15 protein-coding genes and 1 tRNA gene are annotated in these 22,838 nt (G+C 72.6%); 12 read left to right on the top strand and 4 right to left on the bottom strand.

The window, feature by feature from the left end:
* The first annotated feature begins 716 nt into the window (after window positions 1-716).
* The 11 genes from rpoB (at window position 717) to ACIQTO_RS03830 (ending at window position 16,648) form a co-directional block, all read left to right on the top strand.
* Window positions 717-4,193, top strand: a complete 3,477-nt coding sequence (gene rpoB / locus ACIQTO_RS03780; RefSeq protein WP_380581801.1) for a DNA-directed RNA polymerase subunit beta — start codon at window positions 717-719, stop codon at window positions 4,191-4,193.
* Between the two features lie 103 nt (window positions 4,194-4,296).
* Window positions 4,297-8,190, top strand: a complete 3,894-nt coding sequence (locus tag ACIQTO_RS03785; protein WP_402382362.1) for a DNA-directed RNA polymerase subunit beta' — start codon at window positions 4,297-4,299, stop codon at window positions 8,188-8,190.
* 223 nt (window positions 8,191-8,413) lie between these two features.
* A tRNA-Met gene (locus ACIQTO_RS03790) sits at window positions 8,414-8,487 on the top strand.
* Between the two features lie 171 nt (window positions 8,488-8,658).
* Window positions 8,659-9,330 (top strand): DUF4097 family beta strand repeat-containing protein, encoded by a 672-nt coding sequence (locus ACIQTO_RS03795; protein ID WP_402382365.1) that lies wholly within the window; start codon window positions 8,659-8,661, stop codon window positions 9,328-9,330.
* Window positions 9,331-9,406: 76 nt separating this feature from the next.
* Window positions 9,407-10,609: a sensor histidine kinase gene (locus ACIQTO_RS03800; RefSeq protein WP_402382366.1), complete on the top strand. Its 1,203-nt coding sequence runs from the start codon at window positions 9,407-9,409 to the stop codon at window positions 10,607-10,609.
* The gene (locus ACIQTO_RS03805) at window positions 10,606-11,295 is read left to right on the top strand and encodes a response regulator (protein WP_402382368.1); all 690 of its coding nucleotides are present in this window, start codon (window positions 10,606-10,608) and stop codon (window positions 11,293-11,295) included. Before ACIQTO_RS03800 ends, ACIQTO_RS03805 begins: the two co-directional genes overlap by 4 nt.
* A gap of 154 nt (window positions 11,296-11,449) precedes the next feature.
* Window positions 11,450-12,058, top strand: a complete 609-nt coding sequence (locus ACIQTO_RS03810; RefSeq protein WP_402382370.1) for a hypothetical protein — start codon at window positions 11,450-11,452, stop codon at window positions 12,056-12,058.
* A 113-nt stretch (window positions 12,059-12,171) separates the two neighbouring features.
* Window positions 12,172-12,912: an SIR2 family NAD-dependent protein deacylase gene (locus tag ACIQTO_RS03815; RefSeq protein WP_402382373.1), complete on the top strand. Its 741-nt coding sequence runs from the start codon at window positions 12,172-12,174 to the stop codon at window positions 12,910-12,912.
* Window positions 12,913-13,005: 93 nt separating this feature from the next.
* Window positions 13,006-14,220, top strand: a complete 1,215-nt coding sequence (locus ACIQTO_RS03820) for a cytochrome P450 (RefSeq protein WP_402382376.1) — start codon at window positions 13,006-13,008, stop codon at window positions 14,218-14,220.
* A gap of 8 nt (window positions 14,221-14,228) precedes the next feature.
* Window positions 14,229-15,224 (top strand): ADP-ribosylglycohydrolase family protein, encoded by a 996-nt coding sequence (locus ACIQTO_RS03825; protein ID WP_402382378.1) that lies wholly within the window; start codon window positions 14,229-14,231, stop codon window positions 15,222-15,224.
* An 86-nt stretch (window positions 15,225-15,310) separates the two neighbouring features.
* Window positions 15,311-16,648 carry a serpin family protein gene (locus ACIQTO_RS03830; protein ID WP_402382380.1) on the top strand — a complete coding sequence of 446 codons (1,338 nt, stop codon included), beginning with the start codon at window positions 15,311-15,313 and terminating at the stop codon, window positions 16,646-16,648.
* 46 nt (window positions 16,649-16,694) lie between these two features.
* Here the strand turns inward: ACIQTO_RS03830 and ACIQTO_RS03835 are convergent, their stop codons facing one another.
* From ACIQTO_RS03835 to ACIQTO_RS03850, 4 genes are all read right to left on the bottom strand, one after another.
* Complete coding sequence (locus tag ACIQTO_RS03835; protein WP_402382383.1) at window positions 16,695-17,795, bottom strand: ADP-ribosylglycohydrolase family protein; 1,101 nt, start codon at window positions 17,793-17,795, stop codon at window positions 16,695-16,697.
* A gap of 97 nt (window positions 17,796-17,892) precedes the next feature.
* Window positions 17,893-19,206 (bottom strand): DUF2786 domain-containing protein, encoded by a 1,314-nt coding sequence (locus ACIQTO_RS03840; protein ID WP_402382386.1) that lies wholly within the window; start codon window positions 19,204-19,206, stop codon window positions 17,893-17,895.
* A 121-nt stretch (window positions 19,207-19,327) separates the two neighbouring features.
* Window positions 19,328-20,974 (bottom strand): transporter, encoded by a 1,647-nt coding sequence (locus ACIQTO_RS03845; RefSeq protein ID WP_402382389.1) that lies wholly within the window; start codon window positions 20,972-20,974, stop codon window positions 19,328-19,330.
* A complete protein-coding gene (locus ACIQTO_RS03850) occupies window positions 20,971-21,777 on the bottom strand; it encodes an ABC transporter ATP-binding protein (RefSeq protein ID WP_380577802.1) in 807 nt (268 codons plus the stop codon). Before ACIQTO_RS03850 ends, ACIQTO_RS03845 begins: the two co-directional genes overlap by 4 nt.
* Window positions 21,778-22,016: 239 nt before the next feature.
* Between ACIQTO_RS03850 and ACIQTO_RS03855 the strand changes: the two genes are divergently transcribed.
* Window positions 22,017-22,616: a DUF1707 and DUF4190 domain-containing protein gene (locus tag ACIQTO_RS03855; protein ID WP_402382393.1), complete on the top strand. Its 600-nt coding sequence runs from the start codon at window positions 22,017-22,019 to the stop codon at window positions 22,614-22,616.
* Window positions 22,617-22,838: the final 222 nt, after the last annotated feature.

Below are 22,838 nucleotides of genomic sequence, written 5' to 3' on the forward strand. Positions count from 1 at the left end.
TCGGCCCGGCCTTTTCGCGTTCCCGGGCGCGGACGCCGGCCCGGGCGGCCCGGGGGGCGGGCCGCGGCAGGCTCCCCGGCGGGCCGGCGGGCCCCGTGGCGCGCCCCGGCCGGCCGGGGCGCGCGGGTATGGCCGAGAGCCCACTCGGCACTGTCGGTGCGGGCGGGTAGGGTGATCGCTGTCATCGAGAGTGGCCCCCACCACGGCTTCTGTAACGCCGGGAGGGCCGGCGGCGATGAACCGATCGAGGCCCGTGCCGGAGGCGGGCCCTTGACGAACCAGGCGCGGCGCGCGATTCTCGTGGCGCGAGTCCGCCCCGGTTGGTTCGCTGGTGGATGCATAACCAGCGGCTCCGGAGGGAAGTGACTCCACGTGAGTCGAAGTGGCCCGGCAGCGTCCGGGCCCGTGCAGTACCCGGTGGGCGTTCGCGTCCGCCGGCTACCGGGAGGAGTCTCCGATTCGGTTTCCGAATCAGAGCTGGACAGCAGTGTGCCGTTTGGCTACACTGTCCCTTTGCGCTGCCTGTTAGCTGCTCCGTGACTCGTCGCCCGGAGTTTGCGTTGCCCTGAAGGGGTCTGGCACCGCCTCCGCAAAACGGCTCTGACCTCGGGTTTCACCCCAGGCGGAGGCCAGTGGCGAGGGAGGTGGGACCAAACCTTTCCAGGCCCGGCCGGTACGCGCGCAGTGAGCTCCGAGCCCTCGGAAGGACCCCCCTCTTGGCCGCGCCGCGCAACGCCTCGAACAATTCCGCCGCATCCACCGCCCCGCTCCGCGTCTCGTTCGCGAAGATCAAGGAGCCCCTCGAGGTCCCGAACCTCCTGGCCCTGCAGACCGAGAGCTTTGACTGGCTGCTCGGCAACGCGGCCTGGAAGTCCCGGGTCGAGGCGGCCCTGGAGAGTGGTCAGGACGTCCCCACCAAGTCCGGTCTGGAGGAGATCTTCGAAGAGATCTCCCCGATCGAGGACTTCAGTGGGTCGATGTCGCTGACCTTCCGCGACCACCGTTTCGAGCCGCCGAAGAACTCCATTGACGAGTGCAAGGACCGCGACTTCACGTTCGCGGCCCCGCTCTTCGTCACGGCCGAGTTCACCAACAACGAGACCGGTGAGATCAAGTCTCAGACGGTCTTCATGGGCGATTTCCCGCTCATGACCCACAAGGGCACGTTCGTGATCAACGGCACCGAGCGTGTCGTCGTCTCGCAGCTCGTCCGCTCCCCGGGTGTGTACTTCGACTCCACCCTGGACAAGGTGTCCGACAAGGACATCTACTCCTGCAAGGTCATCCCCTCGCGTGGTGCCTGGCTGGAGATGGAGATCGACAAGCGCGACATGGTCGGCGTCCGCATCGACCGCAAGCGCAAGCAGTCCGTCACCGTGCTGCTCAAGGCGCTCGGCTGGACCAACGAGATGATTCTCGAGGAGTTCGGCGAGTACGAGTCGATGCGCGCCACCCTGGAGAAGGACCACACCCAGGGCCAGGACGACGCGCTGCTCGACATCTACCGCAAGCTGCGCCCGGGCGAGCCGCCCACGCGCGAGGCCGCGCAGACGCTTCTGGAGAACCTCTACTTCAACCCGAAGCGCTACGACCTCGCCAAGGTCGGCCGTTACAAGGTCAACCGCAAGCTGGGCAACGCCGAGTCGCTGGACTCCGGCGTGCTCACCGAGCCCGACATCATCGGTGCGATCAAGTACCTGGTGAAGCTGCACGCGGGCGAGACCGAGTGGCGTGACACCGAGGGCCGCGACATCGTGGTCGAGGTCGACGACATCGACCACTTCGGCAACCGTCGTCTGCGCAACGTCGGCGAGCTCATCCAGAACCAGGTCCGTACGGGTCTCGCCCGTATGGAGCGCGTCGTGCGCGAGCGCATGACCACCCAGGACGTCGAGGCGATCACGCCGCAGACCCTGATCAACATCCGGCCGGTCGTCGCCTCCATCAAGGAGTTCTTCGGCACCAGCCAGCTGTCGCAGTTCATGGACCAGACGAACCCGCTGTCGGGCCTGACCCACAAGCGTCGTCTGTCCGCCCTCGGCCCCGGTGGTCTCTCCCGTGAGCGCGCCGGCTTCGAGGTCCGTGACGTGCACCCCTCGCACTACGGGCGCATGTGTCCGATCGAGACCCCGGAAGGCCCGAACATCGGTCTGATCGGGTCGCTGGCCTCGTACGGCCGGGTCAACGCGTTCGGCTTCATCGAGACCCCGTACCGCAAGGTCATCGAGGGTGTCGTCACCGAGCAGGTCGACTACCTCACGGCCGACGAGGAGGACCGCTACGTCATCGCGCAGGCCAACGCCCCGCTGACGCCGGAGCTGACCTTCGCCGAGCCGCGTGTCCTGGTCCGCCGCCGTGGCGGCGAGATCGACTACATCCCGGGCACCGAGATCGACTACATGGACGTCTCGCCGCGCCAGATGGTGTCGGTCGCGACCGCCATGATCCCGTTCCTCGAGCACGACGACGCCAACCGCGCGCTCATGGGCTCGAACATGATGCGTCAGGCGGTGCCGCTGCTGAAGAGCGAGGCTCCGCTGGTCGGTACCGGCATGGAGTACCGCTGCGCCGTCGACGCCGCGGACGTCATCACCGCCGAGAAGGCCGGTGTCGTCCAGGAGGTCTCGGCCGACTACGTCACCGTGGCGAACGACGACGGCACGTACACCACGTACCGCGCCGCCAAGTTCACCCGCTCCAACCAGGGCACCGCCTTCAACCAGAAGGTGCTCGTCGACGAGGGCTCCCGGGTCGAGGTCAACCAGGTGCTGGCCGACGGCCCCTGCACCGACGAGGGCGAGATGGCCCTCGGCAAGAACCTGCTCGTGGCGTTCATGTCCTGGGAGGGTCACAACTACGAGGACGCGATCATCCTGTCGCAGCGCCTCGTGCAGGACGACGTCCTCTCCTCGATCCACATCGAGGAGCACGAGGTCGACGCCCGTGACACCAAGCTCGGCCCGGAGGAGATCACCCGGGACATCCCGAACGTCTCCGAGGAGGTCCTCGCGGACCTCGACGAGCGCGGCATCATCCGCATCGGCGCCGACGTCGTCACCGGCGACATCCTGGTCGGCAAGGTCACGCCCAAGGGCGAGACCGAGCTGACCCCGGAGGAGCGCCTGCTCCGCGCGATCTTCGGCGAGAAGGCCCGTGAGGTCCGCGACACCTCGCTGAAGGTGCCGCACGGTGAGTCCGGCAAGGTCATCGGCGTCCGCGTCTTCGACCGCGAAGAGGGCGACGAGCTGCCCCCGGGCGTCAACCAGCTGGTCCGCGTCTACGTGGCCCAGAAGCGCAAGATCACCAACGGTGACAAGCTCGCCGGCCGTCACGGCAACAAGGGCGTCATCTCGAAGATCCTGCCGGTCGAGGACATGCCGTTCCTGGAGGACGGCACCCCGGTCGACATCATCCTCAACCCGCTGGGTGTCCCGTCCCGAATGAACCCGGGACAGGTCCTGGAGATCCACCTCGGGTGGCTCGCCAAGCAGGGCTGGGACGTCTCCGGCCTCGCCGACGAGTGGGCCCAGCGCCTGCAGGCGATCGGCGCCGACACCGTCCAGGGCGGCACCAACCTCGCCACCCCGGTCTTCGACGGCGCCCGCGAGGACGAGATCACCGGCCTGCTGGACAACACCACCCTCACCCGTGACGGTGAGCGCCTGGTGAACTCCACCGGCAAGGCCCGGCTGTTCGACGGCCGCTCCGGCGAGCCGTTCCCCATGCCGGTCTCGGTCGGCTACATGTACATCCTCAAGCTGCACCACCTGGTCGACGACAAGCTGCACGCCCGTTCGACCGGCCCGTACTCGATGATCACCCAGCAGCCGCTCGGTGGTAAGGCGCAGTTCGGTGGTCAGCGCTTCGGTGAGATGGAGGTGTGGGCCCTCGAGGCGTACGGCGCCGCCTACGCCCTGCAGGAACTCCTCACCATCAAGTCCGACGACGTCCTCGGCCGCGTGAAGGTCTACGAGGCCATCGTCAAGGGCGAGAACATCCCCGAGCCCGGCATTCCCGAGTCCTTCAAGGTTCTCATCAAGGAAATGCAGTCGCTCTGCCTCAACGTGGAGGTGCTGTCCTCGGACGGCCAGTCCATCGAGATGCGGGACTCCGACGAGGACGTGTTCCGCGCCGCCGAGGAGCTCGGCATCGACCTGTCCCGGCGCGAGCCGAGCAGCGTCGAAGAGGTCTGACGGAGGCCGGGCCGGCTCTTGACCACGAAGAGCCGGCCCGCCCCCAGGCCCCCCTCAGACCACACGAACGACTCTCGACTTACGAAAGAGGGCTTGACGACCAGTGCTTGACGTCAACTTCTTCGACGAGCTCCGCATCGGCCTGGCCACCGCCGACGACATCCGCCAGTGGTCGCACGGCGAGGTCAAGAAGCCGGAGACCATCAACTACCGCACCCTGAAGCCGGAAAAGGACGGGCTCTTCTGCGAGAAGATCTTCGGCCCCACCCGGGACTGGGAGTGCTACTGCGGCAAGTACAAGCGCGTCCGCTTCAAGGGCATCATCTGTGAGCGCTGCGGCGTCGAGGTGACCCGCGCCAAGGTGCGCCGTGAGCGGATGGGCCACATCGAGCTGGCCGCCCCGGTCACCCACATCTGGTACTTCAAGGGTGTCCCGTCCCGCCTGGGCTACCTGCTCGACCTGGCGCCGAAGGACCTCGAGAAGGTCATCTACTTCGCCGCCTACATGATCACCTGGGTGGACGACGAGCGTCGCCAGCGCGACCTCCCGTCCCTGGAGGCGCACGTCTCGGTCGAGCGTCAGCAGATCGAGAACCGCCGCGACTCCGACCTCGAGGCCCGTGCCAAGAAGGCCGAGACCGACCTGGCCGAGCTGGAGGCCGAGGGCGCCAAGGCCGACGTGCGCCGCAAGGTGCGCGAGGGTGCCGAGCGCGAGATGAAGCAGCTGCGGGACCGTGCGCAGCGCGAGCTCGACCGCCTCGACGAGGTGTGGGCCCGCTTCAAGAACCTCAAGGTCCAGGACCTCGAGGGCGACGAGCTGCTCTACCGCGAGCTGCGCGACCGCTTCGGCACCTACTTCTCCGGCTCGATGGGCGCGGCGGCCCTCAAGGACCGCCTCGAGACCTTCGACCTGGCGGAGGAGTCCGAGCGCCTGCGCGAGATCATCCGCACCGGCAAGGGCCAGAAGAAGACCCGTGCGCTGAAGCGCCTCAAGGTCGTCTCCGCGTTCCTGCAGACCACCAACAAGCCCAACGGCATGGTGCTGGACTGCGTCCCGGTCATCCCGCCGGACCTGCGTCCGATGGTGCAGCTGGACGGTGGCCGCTTCGCGACCTCCGACCTGAACGACCTGTACCGCCGCGTGATCAACCGCAACAACCGCCTGAAGCGCCTTCTCGACCTCGGTGCCCCCGAGATCATCGTGAACAACGAGAAGCGCATGCTCCAGGAGGCCGTCGACGCGCTGTTCGACAACGGCCGTCGTGGTCGCCCGGTCACGGGCCCCGGCAACCGCCCGCTGAAGTCGCTCAGCGACATGCTGAAGGGCAAGCAGGGTCGTTTCCGTCAGAACCTGCTCGGCAAGCGAGTCGACTACTCGGCCCGTTCGGTCATCGTCGTCGGCCCGCAGCTCAAGCTGCACCAGTGCGGTCTGCCGAAGGCCATGGCGCTGGAGCTCTTCAAGCCGTTCGTGATGAAGCGCCTGGTGGACCTGAACCACGCGCAGAACATCAAGTCGGCCAAGCGCATGGTCGAGCGTGCCCGCCCGGTCGTGTGGGACGTGCTCGAAGAGGTCATCGCCGAGCACCCGGTGCTGCTGAACCGTGCGCCCACCCTGCACCGCCTCGGCATCCAGGCCTTCGAGCCGCAGCTGGTCGAGGGCAAGGCCATCCAGATCCACCCGCTCGTCTGCACCGCGTTCAACGCGGACTTCGACGGTGACCAGATGGCCGTCCACCTGCCGCTCTCCGCGGAGGCGCAGGCCGAGGCCCGCATCCTGATGCTGTCCTCGAACAACATCCTGAAGCCGGCCGACGGTCGCCCCGTCACCATGCCGACCCAGGACATGGTGCTCGGTCTGTTCTTCCTCACCTCGGACCGGCCGAAGGTCAAGGGTGACGGTCGCTCCTTCTCCTCGACCGCCGAGGCGGTCATGGCGTTCGACGCCAAGGAGCTGGACGTCCAGGCCGTCATCGACGTCCGCCTGCCGATCGGCACCGTCCCGCCCCGCGGCTGGACCCCGCCGGTCGACGAGGACGGTCAGCCGGCCTGGTTCGAGGGCGAGTCCTTCCGCCTGCGCACCACCCTGGGCCGCGCGCTCTTCAACGAGCTGCTGCCCGAGGACTACCCGTTCGTCGACTACGAGGTGGGCAAGAAGCAGCTCTCCGCGATCGTCAACGACCTGGCGGAGCGCTACCCCAAGGTCGTCGTCGCGGCGACCCTGGACAACCTGAAGGCGTCCGGCTTCCACTGGGCCACCCGCTCGGGTGTCACCGTCTCGATCTCGGACGTCGTCGTCCCGCCGCAGAAGGCCCAGATCCTCGAGGGCTACGAAGCGCAGGCCGAGAAGATCCAGAAGCAGTACGAGCGCGGTCTGATCACCAACGACGAGCGCAAGCAGGAGCTCATCGGCATCTGGACCCGGGCGACCAACGAGGTCGCCGAGGCGATGAACGCCAACTTCGAGAAGACCAACCCCATCTTCATGATGGTGGACTCGGGCGCTCGAGGAAACATGATGCAGATGCGCCAGATCGCCGGTATGCGTGGTCTGGTGTCGAACGCGAAGAACGAGACGATCGCCCGTCCCATCAAGGCGTCGTTCCGTGAGGGCCTCACCGTTCTCGAGTACTTCATCTCGACCCACGGTGCCCGTAAGGGTCTGGCCGACACCGCTCTTCGTACCGCCGACTCCGGCTACCTCACCCGTCGTCTGGTCGACGTCTCCCAGGACGTCATCATTCGCGAGGAGGACTGCGGCACCGAGCGCGGCCTGAAGCTGGCGATCGGCACCGTCGGTGCCGACGGCGTCCTGCGCAAGACGGACGACGTCGAGACCAGCGTCTACGCCCGCATGCTCGCCGAGGACATCACGGTGGACGGCAAGCTCCTCGCCACCGCGAACACCGACCTCGGTGACGTGCTGATCGACGAGCTGATCCGCCACGGCATCAGCGAGGTCAAGACCCGCTCGATCCTGACCTGTGAGTCGGCCGTCGGCACCTGTGCCTTCTGCTACGGCCGTTCGCTGGCCACCGGCAAGCTGGTCGACATCGGTGAGGCGGTCGGCATCATCGCCGCCCAGTCCATCGGTGAGCCCGGTACCCAGCTGACCATGCGTACCTTCCACACCGGTGGTGTGGCCGGTGACGACATCACGCAGGGTCTGCCGCGTGTCGTCGAGCTCTTCGAGGCCCGTACCCCCAAGGGTGTGGCCCCGATCTCGGAGGCGCAGGGCCGGGTCCGCATCGAGGACACCGAGAAGACCCGCAAGCTGGTCGTCACGCCGGACGACGGCACCGACGAGATCGCCTACCCGGTCTCGAAGCGTGTGAAGCTGCTCGTCAGCGAGGGCGAGGCGGTCGCGGTCGGCCAGAAGCTGACCATGGGTGCCACCAACCCGCACGACGTGCTGCGGATCATGGGCCAGCGTGCCGTCCAGATCCACCTGGTCGCCGAGGTCCAGAAGGTCTACAACTCGCAGGGTGTGTCGATCCACGACAAGCACATCGAGATCATCATCCGGCAGATGCTCCGCCGCGTGACGATCATCGAGTCGGGCGACGCCGAGCTGCTCCCGGGCGAGCTCGTCGAGCGCGGCCGCTTCGAGACCGAGAACCGTCGTGTGGTCTCCGAGGGCGGTCACCCCGCCTCCGGCCGTCCGCAGCTGATGGGTATCACCAAGGCCTCGCTGGCCACCGAGTCCTGGCTGTCGGCCGCCTCCTTCCAGGAGACGACCCGGGTCCTCACCGACGCGGCGATCCACGCCAAGTCGGACCCGCTGCTGGGCCTCAAGGAGAACGTCATCCTCGGTAAGCTCATCCCGGCCGGTACGGGTCTGCCCCGTTACCGCAACATCCGGGTCGAGCCGACCGAGGAGGCCAAGGCCGCGATGTACTCGGCCGTCGGCTACGACGACTACGACCTGTCGCCCTTCGGCGCCGGCTCCGGCCAGGCGGTCCCGCTGGACGACTACGACTACGGCCCGTACACCGGCTGAGTCCACGGTCACGAACCGCCGGGCGGTCACCCCTCACGGGGGTGGCCGCCCGGCGGCGTTCCCGGGGGCTCCTGGGCCCCGCAGGGGCCTTCCGGGGTGCCTCGCTGACCTCGGCCGCGCTTCGTCCGTGACCCCCGCCGGGCGGCTCCGCGGGGGTTTCGAGGGGCGGAAGGTCACCGGATTAGGTTCCCCGGCAGAAGTCGCGTAGAGTCGTGTTTACCGACGCGGGGTGGAGCAGCTCGGTAGCTCGCTGGGCTCATAACCCAGAGGTCGCAGGTTCAAATCCTGTCCCCGCTACAAATCGAAGGGCCCGGAGGCATTCAGCCTCCGGGCCCTTCGGCTTTCCCGGATCCTCGGGCTCCCCCGTACGGGGGAGTGGGCCGGACCGCCCGCGCGGGCGAGGCGCCGCCCGGGGTGACGGGGAAGGCTTCTCGGCGTCGGAGGAACGGACGTGGAGGGGAGCCGGCTGTGAAGCGGGTACTGGGTGCGATGGCGGTCACCGGAGCGGTGCTGCTCGGGACGGCCGGCTGTCTGCCGGGCGGGGACGACGAGCGGCGGGACGTCGGCTACGCCGTCGACGAGCCGGTGCGGGTGCTGGTGGTCGAGGCGCGGACCGGTGGGGTCACCGTCCGAGGGGGCGGGGAGGCGGTGAAGGTCACCGAGCACCAGAGCTACCGGGGCGCGGCACCGAGGAGCAGCCACGAGGTCAAGGACGGCACTCTGACGCTGCGCTACGACTGCGAGGACTGCGGGGTCGGCTACGAGGTGGACGTGCCCGCCGGGACGGTGGTGCGGGTCGGCACGGAGACCGGTGGCGTGCGGCTGACCGGGCTGGCGGCCGAGGTGGACGTGCGGGCGGGCACCGGCGGGGTGGAGGCGAGCGGGCTGACCTCGCCGGTAGTGCGGCTGCGCACCGGCACGGGTGGCATCGACGTCTCGTTCGCGGGGAGCCCGGACACGGTGGAGGTCCGGGCGGAGACCGGCGGGGTCCGGGTCCGGGTGCCGGCGGGGGAGGCGTACGCGGTGGACGCGAGCGCCGGGGCGGGCGGCGTCTCGGTGGAGGTGCCCCGCTGGCCGGGCGCGGCGCGCACCATCTCGGCGCGGACGGAGGCCGGCGGCGTGACGGTCAGCGGTGCCTGACGCACCGCTCCCCACGGTGCTGCCGGTAGGGCATGATCTTCTCCGCGGGGGAGGCTTCCCCGGGTACGGGGGGTACGTGGACGGGGACCGGTTCGCACCGGGGCGGGCCTGGCGGGCGCGGTTCGCCGGGGTGAGCCCCTATGTGCTGGACAGCCTGCTGGCGGCCGGTTCGGCCGGGATCTCGCTCTGGGCGGTGTACCACGACGACCGTGCCTGGCCCTGGTGGGTCCCGCTGCTGGCGCTGGGCACCGCGCTGCCGCTGCCCTGGCGGCGCCGGGCCCCGCTCGTCGTGATGGCCGTCAGCGGCGCGGTGTCGGCGGTGGTCTCGGTGGTGGCGCACCCGGTGATGCCGCAACTGCCGCTGTACGCGGTGATCACCGTCTACACGGTGGCCGACCGCGCGCGGGACCGGCAGCGCTGGGCGGTGCTGGCCGTGGTGGTGGCCGCCAACGTGGTGGGGACCCACTCGCCCGACGGCATGCTGTTCTCCCTGCTGACCTCGGTCGGCGCGTTCGTCTTCGGCTCGCTGGTGCGCGAGCTGCGCCGGCTGGCGCGGGCGGAGGCGGAGCGGGCCGAGGAGGCCGGCCGGCGGGCGGCCAGCGACGCGGCGCGCGCGGTGGCGCAGGAGCGGGGCCGGATCGCCCGGGAGATGCACGACATCCTGGCGCACGCGGTGTCGCTGATGGTGATCCAGGCGGAGGCCGGCCCGCTGGTGGTGCGCAAGGACCCGGAGCTGGCGATCAGGACCTTCGACACCATCGCCGACTCCGGCCGTGACGCCATGGTGCAGCTGCGGCGGGTGCTCGGGGTGCTGAAGGAGGACGGCGCTGCGCCGGAGCTGGCACCGCAGCCGCGGCTGGCCGAGCTCGCGGCCCTGGCCGAGCGGGTGCGCGGGGCGGGGCCGCGGGTGGAGCTGGAGCTGGACGACTCACCCGGTCCGGTGCCCGCGGACGTGCAGGCGGCCGCGTACCGGATCGTGCAGGAGGCGCTGACCAACACCGTGAAGCACTCCGGTGCGGACCGGGTGGCGGTGCGGGTGGTCCGCTCGGGCGAGGCGCTGGAGGTCGTGGTGTCCGACAACGGGCGCGGGGTGCGCCGGCGGGCGGACCGGACGGTGAGCGAGTGGTCCGGCGGGCGCGGGCTGGTCGGGATCCGGGAGCGGGCCGCGGCCTGCGGCGGGCGGGCCGAGGCCGGGCCCGGGCCGGAGGGGAAGGGTTTCCTGGTGAGCGCCCGGCTGCCGCTGGGCGAGTCGGTGATGAGGGAGGGGGTGGGCCGGTGAAACCGATCCGGGTGGTCGTCGCGGACGACCAGGAGCTGGTGCGGGCCGGGTTCGGGATGATCCTGGACGCGCAGCCGGACATCGAGGTGGTCGCGGAGGCCCGCGACGGCGCCGAGGCGGTCGAGGCGGTGCGTGAGCACGGTCCGGACGTGCTGCTGCTGGACGTCCGGATGCCGGTGATGGACGGTCTGGAGGCGGCCCGCCGGGTCTGCGCGGAGTACCCGGACACCAAGGTGATCATGCTGACCACCTTCGACATCGACGACTACGTGTTCGACGCGCTCTACGCGGGCGCGAGCGGGTTCCTGCTCAAGGACGTCCGCCGCGACGACCTGGCGCACGGCGTGCGGATGGTCGCCTCGGGCGAGGCGCTGCTGGCGCCCTCGGTGACCCGCCGGCTGATCGGCGAGTTCGCCGCCCGCCGGCCGGGCGGGGCCAGGCCGCCCGCGCAGGGCGTCCGGGCGCCGTCCCGGCTGCTGGAGCAGCTGACCGCCCGGGAGCGGGAGACGCTGCGGCTGCTGGCCCGCGGGCTCTCCAACGCGGAGATCGCCGCCGAGCTGGTGGTGAGCGAGCACACCGTGAAGACCCACGTCAGCAATGTGCTGGGCAAGCTCGGGCTGCGCGACCGGGTGCACGCGGTGGTGTTCGCGTACGAGGCGGGGGCGGTCGTCGCGGGCGAGGGCTGACACCCGGCCGCCCGGGGAGCGCGGCGGGGGCCTTCCGGGGGCCTCCCCCGCGCGGGGGAGGCGCCGGGTTCGCCGGTGCGGGCGATCCGCGACGAGGGCTCCGGTCGACAGCATCTGGGGTGTCGGAACCGCACTCGCAGACCGGAGCACACCCATGAACGCCGGCAAGCTCGACCGCCTCACCCCGTTCGCCGCCGTCGGCGGCCCCGCCCTGATGGCGCTGTACGGCGGCATCAGGCTGCTGGACGGCTCCCGGGAGCCCGGCCCGGGCTGGCTGGTCGGCCACACCCTGATGCTGGCCGGGCTGCTGCTGTTCGGTCCGGTGCTCGCCGCCCTGCGCGGGCTGCTCGCGCCACGGCGTACGGCCGGCCGGATCGCCGCCGACGTGACGACCGGGGTGGCCTTCACGGGCCTGGCGGCCTCGGTGGTCCAGATCTCGATCGACCTGTACGTGGGGGCGGTCGCCGCGGACAAGGCCGACCAGCACCGGATGTTCGAGAGTGTCCAGAGCCGGCCGGGGGTGCTGCCGGCCTTCTACTCGGTGGGGCCGATGCTGTTCTACGTCGGCCTGCTGGCGCTGCTGGTCGCCGCCTCGGCAGGTGCGACGCGGGCGCTGCGCTGGTGGAGCCCGGTGCTGATGCTGGTGGGGACGGCCATGACGGCCGTCGACCTGGCCCTGATCCCGCCGGCCGCCGTGCTCTACCTGGTGGCGCTGGCACCGTTGGCCGGGTTCGGCGGGGCGCGGCGCGCGGTCGCGGTCTGAACGGGCCGGGCCGGCCGCTCCCACGGGGGTGGGGCGGGCGGCCCGCTCGCCGGAGGGCCCGGCGCGGGATATTCGGTGGTGGCGCACCGTCCCGGGCCCGTAGCGTCCGGGGCATGACCGCCAAGCGTCCGCTGATCGCCGTTCTCACCGGTGCCGGTATCTCCACCGACTCCGGCATCCCCGACTACCGGGGGCCGAACGGCCTCTGGCAGCGCGACCCGCGGGCCCAACAACTCGTCACGATCGGCCCGTACCTGGCCGATCCCGAGGTCCGCCGGCAGGCCTGGCTGATGCGCCGGGACGCGGGCGCCCTGGCCGCCGAGCCGAACGCCGGACACCTCGCGCTGGTCGAGCTGGAGCGCAGCGGCCTGCCGGTGCGGGTGCTCACCCAGAACGTCGACGGCCTGCACCAGCGGGCCGGGACGTCCGCCCGCAAGGTGTTCGAACTGCACGGCACCGCGCGGGAGGTGGAGTGTGTGCGCTGTCATGTCGTCGGCCCGATGGCCGAGGCACTGGAGCGCGTCGCCGCCGGCGATCCGGACCCGGCCTGCCGGGAGTGCGACGGGGTGCTCAAGCCCCGCACGGTGATGTTCGGCCAGGCGCTGGACCCGGTGGTGCTCCAGCGGGCCGACGCCGTGGCCAGGGCCTGCGACCTGTTCATCGCCGTCGGCACCAGCCTCCAGGTGTACCCGGTGGCCGCCCTCCCGCAGATCGCGCTGGAGTCCGGTGCCCGGCTCATCGTCGTCAACGGCGAGCCCACGCCGTTCGACGAGGCGGCGGACGAGGTGGTCCGCGAGCCGATCTCCACCGCGCTCCCGGCCCTGGTCCGCCGGCTGGTGGCCGAGCACTCCTAGCCGTCCCGGGCCCGAGCGCCCGCCGACCGGACCGACCGCGTGCGTACGATGATCACCCCGGCTCCCCCTCGCATGGCCAGGAGTGATCGATCGATGACGACGACGGCGAAGTTCGACCCCTGGTCGGCGGCGTTCGTGGCCCACCCCTACGACGCGTACACCGAGCTGCGCGAGCACGCCCCGGTGACGTACTACGAGCCGACCGGCCAGTGGCTGGTCTCGCGCCACGAGGACGTCAGCGCGCTGCTGCGGGACCGGCGGCTGGGGCGGACGTACACCCACCGCTTCACCCACGAGGAGTTCGGCCGGCCCGCGCCCGATCCGGCGCACGAGCCGTTCCACACGCTCAACGACCACGGGCTGCTCGACCTGGAGGCGCCGGACCACACCCGGATCCGGCGGCTGGTCTCCAAGGCCTTCACCCCGCGCATGGTCGAGGGGCTGCGCCCGACCGTCCGGCGGCTCGCCGCGGACCTGGTGGACGGGCTGCTCGCGGCCGGCGGCGGCGACCTGATCGCCGCCGTCGCCGAGCCGCTGCCGGTCGCGGTGATCGCCGAGATGCTGGGCGTGCCCGAGAGCGACCGGCACCTCCTGCGGCCGTGGTCCGCCGACATCACCGGCATGTTCGAGCTCAACCCGACCGAGGAGGCCGCCCGCCGGGCGGTCACCGCGAGCACCGAGTTCTCGGACTACCTGCGCGCCCTGATCCGCGCGCGTCGGGCGCAGCCCGGCGGCGACCTGATCAGCGCGCTGATCCAGGCCCAGGAGGGCGCCGACGCGCTCAGCGAGCAGGAGATGATCTCCACCTGCGTGCTGCTGCTCAACGCCGGCCACGAGGCGACTGTCAACACCACCGGGAACGGCTGGTGGGCGCTGTTCCGCGACCCCGGCGAACTCGCCCGGCTGCGCGGCTCGGTGGACGAACTGCTGCCCACCGCCGTCGAGGAGCTGATGCGCTGGGACACCCCGCTGCAGATGTTCGAACGCTGGGTGCTGGAGGACATCGAGGTCCGCGGCGTCACCGTCCCGCGCGGCTCCGAGATCGCGCTGCTCTTCGGCTCCGCCAACCGGGACCCGGCCCGCTTCGCCGACCCCGACCGGCTCGACCTCGGCCGCACCGACAACCCGCACGTCACCTTCGGTGCCGGAATCCACTTCTGTCTCGGCGCCCCGCTCGCCAGACTGGAACTCACCGAGTCCTACGGCGCGCTGCTGCGCCGGGCGCCCGGCCTGCGGCTGGTCCGCGAGCCCGCGTGGCGTCCGGGGTACGTGATCCGGGGGCTGGAGGAACTGCTGGTCGAGATCTAGGGGGAGTCGTGGGCAAGGCGACGGGGGCACTGCTGGGCCTGGCGATCGGGGACGCGCTGGGCCACCGCACCGAGTTCGACGAGATCGAGCACATCGCCCAGTACTGCGAGGACTGGCGCCGGCTCCCGCTGCCGGAGAAGGCGCTGGTCACCGACGACACCCAGATGACGCTCGCCCTCGCGCGCGGCCTGCGCACCGCCCTGGAGCGCGGCCCGCTCGGCCCGCTGCGCCTGGAGCGGCCGGTGCGGGAGGAGTTCGTCGACTGGTGGCGCTCGCCGGAGAACAACCGGGCGCCCGGGATGACCTGCCTGCGCTCCTGCCGGCGGCTCAGCGACGGCCGCCGCTGGCAGGCGGCGAGCGACGTCGGCTCCAAGGGCTGCGGCGCCAACATGCGGGTCGCCCCGATCGGCCTGGTCAAGGAGCTGACCCCGCGCCAGCTCGCCGGCGCCGCCCAGCTGCAGTCCGCCCTCACCCACGGCCACCCGACCGCGCTCGCGGCCAGTGACCTCACCGCGTACGCCGTCCGCCGGCTCACCGAGGGCCTGGCGCCGTCCGCGCTGACCGCCGAGTTGCGGGCGTACGCGCTGGCCCACCGCACCCGGTACGACGACTTCTGGCTCGGTGACCTCGCGAAGCGCGCCCAGGACCCTTCGCCCGAGCACTTCACCGCCCGCGGCTGGGACGACTGCCTCGGTGTGCTCGACCGGCTGGACGCGGCGCTCGCCGAGCCCGACGTCGAGGCGGACCCGTGCCTGGCCACCGGCGAGGGCTGGATCGCCGAGGAGGCGCTCGCCACCGGCCTGCTCTGCTTCCTGCTGCTGCCGGACGACCCGGTCGCCGCCGTGCGCCGGGCCGCCTACTCCTCCGGGGACTCCGACTCCATCGCCTGCCTGACCGGTGCCTTCGCCGGCGCGCACCTGGGGGCCACGGCCTGGCCGGCGGACTGGGTCGAGCGGATCGAGCACCGGGACGAGCTGCTCGCGTTCGGCGCGCTCTGGGACTGACGGCGCCGCGGCACGGCGGGCGTCCGGCCGGGCGGGGAACCGGTCGGGGCGGGGAACCGGTCGGGAGGGTGCCGCGTCGAACCGCCATGACGAGCCGCACCCGCAGTCGCACCCGCCGCCGTCCGGCGGCCCCGCTCCTCGCCCCGCTCCTCGCCGCCGCGCTCGCCGCCCCGCTGCTCACCGGCTGCGGCAGCACCGGCGCCGCCGACCCGGTCGTCGTCCGGGCCTCCGCGCCCACCTCCGCCCTGCCCGCCGACCCGGCCCAGGTGTCGGCGACCGCCGCCGCGACCAGCGCCTTCGGCCTGGACCTGCTGCACACCCTCACCGCCGCGCCCGAAGGGACCGGCCGCAACCTCGTGCTCTCCCCGTCCGGCCTGGCCACCGTGCTCGCCATGGTGCTGCCCGGTGCCCGCGGCACCACCGCCGACGAACTCGCCAAGGCGCTGCGCACCGGGCTCACCCCGCGGCAGTACGCCCTCGCCACCGGCGCGCTCAACCGCACCGCCGCGCCCACCGACGGTCTGACCCTGCGCCAGGCGGACGACCTCTGGGTCCAGCAGGGCTTCCCGCTCGACCAGGACTACCTGGGCACCCTCGCCGCCGCCTTCGGCACCGGCGTGCACACCGCCGACTTCCGCGCGGACCCGGCGGGCGCCCGCCGGAGCGTCAACGCGTCGGTGGAGAAGGCGACCGAGGGCCGGATCAAGGACCTCTTCGGGGAGAAGGCGGTCAACCGGGACACCCGGCTGGTGCTCACCGACGCGCTCTACCTGAAGGCGAGGTGGGCCACCCCGTTCAAGCCCTCGCAGACCTCCGACCGGCCGTTCCACCTCCTGGACGGCTCGACCCCCGCCGTCCCCACCATGGCCGGCAGCGGCACCCTGCGCTACGCCGACGGCTCCGGCGGCATCCTCGGCCAGCCCTGGCAGGCGGTCGAACTGCCCTACGCGGACGGCGCTGTGGCGATGGACCTGCTGGTGCCCGCGCAGGGCGGGTTCGAAGCCTTCGCCAAGGACCTGGACCAGGCCCGGCTCACGATGATCCTGGACTCGCTCGCCGAGCGGTCGGTCGACCTCACCCTGCCGCGGTTCCACTTCGACACGGCCAACGAGCTGACGCCGGCCCTGCGCGCGCTCGGCGTCAACGCCGCCTTCGACGCCGCCGACCTCGGTGGCATCCCCGGACCGGGGGCGGCCGAGCGGCTGAGGATCAGCACGGTGGTGCAGAAGGCCACCGTCCAGGTGGACGAGGAGGGCACGGTGGCCGCCGCCGGCAGCGGTGTCGCCCTGGAGGCGGCCGCCGCGGCGGCCCCGAAGCGGGCCGTCGAGCTGCACATCGACCGGCCGTTCCTGTTCCTGATCAGGGACACCACGACCGGTCGGCCGCTCTTCCTCGGCCAGGTCACCGACCCGCGGGCGGGCTGACCGACCCGCGGCGGCCGACCCGCGGCGGCCGACCCGCGGCGGCCGGTCACCAGGCCGGGTAGCGCCCGCCGAGGGCGGGGTGGGTCGGCTCGCGGCTGCCGAACAGCACCAGCAGGTCGTCCGCCACCCGGAGCAGCGTCTCCCCGCCCTCGACGGCCTCGGCCCAGGCCGCCGGCAGCGCCGCCGCGCCGTACGCCGCGCCGACCAGGTTGCCGCAGACCGCGCCGGTGGAGTCGCTGTCCCCGGAGTGGTTCACCGACAGCAGCAGCGCCGTGCGGGCCGGGTCCGGCCCGGACGCGGCGGCCAGCAGGCAGTACACCGCGATCGCCAGGCACTCCTCGGCGATCCAGCCCAGCCCGACCCGCTCCACCGCCTCCGCCGAGGGCTCGGCCTCCTCGGCCACCCGCACCGCCCGGTGCAGCGCCAGGACGGTCTCCTTGGAGGCCGGCAGGTCCCGGGTCTGCTCGACGACCTGCCCCACCGCCGTCCACGGCTCGACGCCGTCCACCAGCCGCTCGACCAGCGACGCGAACGCGCCCGCCGCCAGATAGCCGGTCGGGTGCCCGTGGGTGAGCTGCGCGCACTGCGCGGCCAGCCCGAAGGACTGTTCGGCGCCCAGCCGGGCCAGTCCGAACGGTGCCGAGCGCATCACCGTGCCGCACCCCTTGGAGTGCGCGTTGATCGGCCCCGGCTGCCCGAACGGTGCCGGCGCCTGGAACTCCGGGTGGTACGACACCCCGCTCAGACAGGCGTTGCCCGGCGCCCGCCGCGCGTACAGGAACGGCTGCCGCAGCAGCCAGCCGTCGTACGGGCGGGGGAGCGGCCCCTGGTCCGGCGCGCCCTGCTGCTGCGTCAGCAGCCAGCGCCGGTAGGCGCCGTGGACGGCCTCCGGCACCGAGCCGCCACCGCCCGACCAGCCCCGGACGAAGCCGCGGATCAGCCCCTCGGCGGTGAACAGCGTCATCTGGGTGTCGTCGGTCACCTCGGCGATCCGGCCGCCGCCCGGCAGCCCGGTCACTCCGGCCGGGCCGTACCGCTCCCGGATCTGCTGCAGCTGCTGGAACTCCACCGGCCAGCCCAGGGCATCCCCGATGCCCCCGCCGAGCAGTGCCCCGCGCACCCGGTCCGCGTACCCCGACTCCGTCACCGTCGCTCCCCCTCGCTCCTGGGGCCCGTCCGGCCGGTCGGGCCGGGAGCGGCCGGACCGGCCGGACCGGCCCTGACGATGTCCGTTCTATCAGGCCCTAGCGCCTGATCTCCCCGGCCCGGCCGTGCAGCGCGGCCCGGTCGGCGGCCGCCCGGCCCGCCACCCAGCCCTCGCCGTCGCTCACCCGGACCCGCTGCGAGACCAGCTTCGGGAACATCCGCCCGACCTGCTCGTCGACCGCCTCGGTCCGGGCCGCCAGCGCCGGCAGCAGCCGGTCGTCCGGCACCAGCTGCTCCTCGGTGCCGTCCTCGCGCAGGTGCCGGCCGGCCGCCGCGTCGCTGGTGGCCCGCTCGGTCGCGGCGGTCAGCCGCTCACGGATCCGCGCCGCGTACGCGACCAGGAAGGAGTGCCGGAACGCCTTGGTGCGTGAGGCGCCGTCCAGGTGCTGGCGCGAACCGGCCTTGTTCATCGCGTGCGTCGCCTGCACCAGCAGCGAGGTGTACAGCAGCTCGACGCCGTCCAGATCGCCGTCGAAGCCGATGATGGTGCAGAAGCCGAACTCCTTGGCCCAGACCACGCGGCACCGGTTCGCCGCCGCCACCGCGTCCAGCAGCATCGTCTTCGGGACCTCGTAGGGATTGTCGACGCCGATCCGCAGCGCCGCCGGGCCGTCACGGTCCTCGCCGCCGACCGCCAGCAGCGCCTCGTCGATGCTGTGCTGGGCCATCAGCTGCTGGGCCTTGGCGGTCAGCGCCTCGGCCTCCTCCGGGAACTCGGTGGACTCGGCCTTCGCCAGCAGCGCCCGGATCCGGGACAGCATCCGCGGCTCGCCCGGCACCGGGCCCCGCGCCCGGCGCTCCGCACCGGGTGCCTTCCCGGCCTGACCGGGAGCCGGGCCCACCGGGGCGATCGGGGGCAGCCGGCCCCAGCTGCGCAGCAGCTCCAGGACGTTCGTGGCCAGCGCGAACCGGTCCAGCCGGTGCCGGTGGGCGAACGCCCCCAGGTACGCCTCGTCGCCCTCCCACCACACCTCGGTCTCCAGCTCGCGCAGCTGCTCCTGCCAGCGTCGGTCCGTCGCGGCCGCCGGGTGGCGCCGGTTCTCGGCGGCGATCAGGTCCACCGCGAGCGCCTGGTGCACCGGCTTCAGCTCCCGCCGCACCACCCGGGCCAGATCCGCCGGCCGCCAGCCCGCCGACCAGCACCGCCCGACCGCCGTGTCCGCGTACCCGAGCAGCGCCCGGCTCACCGCCGGCCACTGGCCCGGGGAGGCGGCCAGCAGCGAGGCCCCGGTGTCCAGCGCGAGGTCCAGGCCGTCGTCCGGTGCCGTCAGCACCGCCCGCACCGCCTGCTCCAGCAGCGGTCCGGCGCTCCCGTCCGCCCCGTCCCCGCCCTGTTGCCTGCGCTTGCCCACGGTGTCGCCTGCTCTCGTCGTGGCCGTCCCGCGGTCGGGGCGGCCTCCGCCCATGATGCCGGAGCGCCCGGCCCCGAGGACGGGGACCGGGCGCTCGCAGGGCTGCTCGACGGGGTGGCGGTCAGCGTTCGACGGCCTTGGCCAGGATCTCCGGGGCGCGCTCCAGCAGCCGGCCGGCGGCCAGCCGGATGCCGAGGAAGGCGATCAGCGCGCCGTACAGCGGGCCGAGCGGCAGTACCGGCCAGGCCGGACCGTCGGCGAGCAGCGCCCAGCCCAGGTAGCCGGTGACCGGCAGGCTGAGCAGCGCGGCGCCGAACATCGAGCCGAAGCTGTTGAGCACCACCAGCCCGCCCTGGCCGGGGGCGGCGTTGCGCATCGGGCTGTTGTCGGCCGGCATGGTGTACGGCGCCAGCACGCTGAGCACCGCGCCGATCGCGATGCCGCAGCCGAGCAGGCCGAGCGCCAGGCCGAGCGCCGGCGCCAGACCGGCCCAGTCGCCGGTGACCGCGGCCAGGAACAGTGCCAGCACCAGGGTGACCGGAATCGCGTAGGAGAGCACCGCGTACGCCCGGCCGCGCAGTTCCTCCCGGGCGTCGGCGGGGGTGAGCAGGGTGGCGGCGACCATCCAGAACGCCGAGCCGTCCATGCCGAACAGGTTGAGCATCTGCAGGCCGAGGAACATCCCGGTGGCGGCCACCAGGTAGACGCTCGACCAGCCCTGGACCACCGAGAGCACACAGATCACCAGCGTCATCCCGATGCTGGTGAACACGGCGGCCTTGGCCCGCGGCTCCCGCCAGGCGTACCGCAGGTGGCGCTGCATCACCGCGCCGGTCCGGCCCGCGGGCAGGAAGCCCCAGCCGCGCGAGGCCTGCACACCGCGCGCCACCTCCAGGGTGGAGGCGTCCGCGGTGACCATCAGCTGCTGGAGGCTGGCGTGCCACCAGCGCAGCAGCAGCACCAGCAGGGCGGCCGTCGAGGCCAGCTGGAGCAGGGCCAGCGCGTACCGCCCCTCGCCTGCGGTGCGGCCGGCGTCCACCGCGCCGACCGGCGGAACCCAGCGCAGCACCGAGGCGATCGGCTCCAGCGGGCTGAGGTCCAGTCCGTTCTTCCCGGGCTTGCCGAAGACGCTCTGCGAGCCGACGTTGGCGACCTGGATCAGCAGGGCGAAGAGCAGGCCGCCGAAGATCGCGAAGTCCTTGCCGCGCCGGCTGGAGAGCAGCCGGGCGTTGCCCGCCGCGACCGCGCGGGAGAGCGTCACCAGGGTGAGCACCGCCAGCGGGACGCCGATGACCGCGGCCGCCGCCGAGGCGGCGCCGTCGGCGCCCGACAGCGCCGCACCGGTCAGCAGCACCAGGGCGACCAGCGGGCCGGGCCCGAGCAGCGCGGCCAGCACCGAGCCGCGCAGCAGCGGGCCCGGGCGCAGCGGCAGCATGGTGAGCCTGGTCGGGTCGGCGCTCTCGTCGCTGGAGAACAGGAACAGCGGCAGCGCGGCCCAGCCGATGGTGAGGGCCCCGACCAGCATCACACCCGCGTCACCGGCGCCGGGGTGCCCGTTCAGCAGGGCCAGCGCGAGCGCGATCAGCGCGGCGAACAGCAGGCCGAGCACCGCGCCGACGACGTAGAGCACCGCCCGCCCGCGGCTGCGCCGCAGGCCGTTGCGGAGCAGCCGGAGCTTGAGCGACACGAGGGTGCGGACGACGACCCGTCCGTCCGGCACGGGTGTGCGGGCGGCGCGGACCCCGGCGTCGGCGGGGGCGGAGCTCACCGCTCGCCCCCGAGCCAGCCGAGGGCCTGGCCGTCGTCCTCGCGGACGCCGATCAGCTCCAGGAAGGCCTCGTGCAGGCTGCGTCCGCCGCGGACGGTGTCCAGCGGGCCCTGGGCGATCACCCGGCCGGCGTTCACCACGGCGACCCAGTCGCAGAGCTGCTCGACGAGCTCCATCACGTGGCTGGAGAAGATGACGGTGGAGCCGGCCGCGGCGTAGCGCTTGAGGACGCCGCGGATGGTCTGGGCGGAGACCGGGTCGACCCCCTCGAAGGGCTCGTCCAGGAAGAGCACGTCGGGGTTGTGCAGCAGCGCGGCGGCCAGGCCGATCTTCTTGCGCATACCGGTGGAGTAGTCGGCGACCAGCTTGTCGGCGTCGCCGGCGAGGTCCAGGACGGCCAGCAACTCCTCGGCGCGGCGGTCCACCTCGGCGCCGGGCAGGCCGCGCAGCCGGCCGTTGTACTGCAGCAGTTCGCGGCCGCTGAGCCGCTCGAACATCCGCAGGCCCTCGGGCAGGATGCCGATCCGGGCCTTGGCGGTGACCGGGTCGGCCCAGACGTCGGCGCCGTGCACCAGGACGGTGCCCTGGTCGGGCCGGAGCAGGCCGGTGACCATGGACAGCGTGGTGGTCTTGCCGGCGCCGTTCGGACCGACCAGGCCGATGAACGCGCCGGCCGGCAGCTCCAGGCTCAGCCCGGCGACCGCCGCCTGGCTGCCGAAGTGCTTCCAGAGCCCCTGGATGCTGACGGCGGAGGGCACGGGGGACGCGGGGACCGGGGACGGCGGCGGCGCTGACGCCTGCATGGCGGCCTTCTCTGCTGGGGGACGGGTGAATGTCCAGGCCAGCCTGCCACTGCCCGGGGCGGGCTGTCGTCCCCATGGATGATCTTCGATTGATCTGGGCCGAACGGGTGAGGGCGGGCGGGGGCGCGGCGCCGTCGCGGGCGGGTCCGGGAAAGTGGCAACTACTCAGGGCCCCTGTTCGTCCTGCACTATGAAGGCCAGTGAGCGCGCACGGCGCGCCGGGGTGTCGGAGGTGGCGGATGGCCGTTCAACCGTGGGGCGAGCAGGGCCCCGGGTACGGAGGACGGCCGCCCCAGGTACCGGCCAAGCCGTACGCCCAGCCCTACGCCCAGCCGTACCCCCAGCCCGGGCCGATGCCCCAGGCGGCGATGCGGGCGGCGCACACGGACCGGGACCGCACCGTCGACGTGCTGAAGGCCGCGTACGCCGAGGGCCGGCTCTCCGCCGACGAGTACGGTCAGCGCTTCGACGCGGCGAGCGCCGCGCAGACCTACGGCGAGCTGGCCCGGCTGGTGGCCGATCTCCCCTCCGGCCCGATGGTGACGCCGATGGCGCCGATGACGGCGGTCGGCCAGCCGGTGCCGCAGACCTTCCTGGCCCCGCCCCCGCCGCGCCGGACCAACGGTGTCGCGGTCACCTCGCTGGTGCTGGGCCTGCTCAGCCTGCCGACCGGCGGGCTGACCGGGCTGCCGGCCGTGATCACCGGCCATGTCGCCCGGCGGCAGGTGGCCGAGCGGAACGAGGAGGGTGACAGCATGGCCATCACCGGCCTCGTCTTCGGCTGGCTGTCGGTGGCCTTCTGGGCGCTGGTCCTCCTGCTCGCGGTGGTCGCCGGCTGACGGCCGCCGCGTCCGGCCTCCGAAGCCGGGCCGCCGCCCCGCGCCGCCCGTCCGAGTGGCGACGGACCACCGGGTGTGGTAGAGCGGCAGGAGAGCGGTTCGACACCGGGCGGCCGGGCGCGGGACACCCCGGCGACACCCGGCCGACGCCGCGACCTGCGGCGTTGCATTTGTTTTGACCGAGCCCGATGCGCTAGGTACGCTCTGACCTTGTGCCTGGGG

The sequence above is a fragment of the Kitasatospora sp. NPDC091207 genome (genome assembly GCF_044768625.1).
Taxonomy (GTDB): Bacteria; Actinomycetota; Actinomycetes; order Streptomycetales; family Streptomycetaceae; genus Kitasatospora.

Bases quoted from the DNA above. Each gene is read 5' to 3' on its own strand.
- ACIQTO_RS03810 (WP_402382370.1), top strand. From the start codon at position 11,450: ATGAACGCCGGCAAGCTCGACCGCCTCACCCCGTTCGCCGCCGTCGGC.
- ACIQTO_RS03815 (WP_402382373.1), top strand. From the start codon at position 12,172: ATGACCGCCAAGCGTCCGCTGATCGCCGTTCTCACCGGTGCCGGTATC.
- ACIQTO_RS03820 (WP_402382376.1), top strand. From the start codon at position 13,006: ATGACGACGACGGCGAAGTTCGACCCCTGGTCGGCGGCGTTCGTGGCC.
- ACIQTO_RS03830 (WP_402382380.1), top strand. From the start codon at position 15,311: ATGACGAGCCGCACCCGCAGTCGCACCCGCCGCCGTCCGGCGGCCCCG.
- ACIQTO_RS03850 (WP_380577802.1), bottom strand. From the start codon at position 21,777: ATGCAGGCGTCAGCGCCGCCGCCGTCCCCGGTCCCCGCGTCCCCCGTG.
- ACIQTO_RS03855 (WP_402382393.1), top strand. From the start codon at position 22,017: ATGGCCGTTCAACCGTGGGGCGAGCAGGGCCCCGGGTACGGAGGACGG.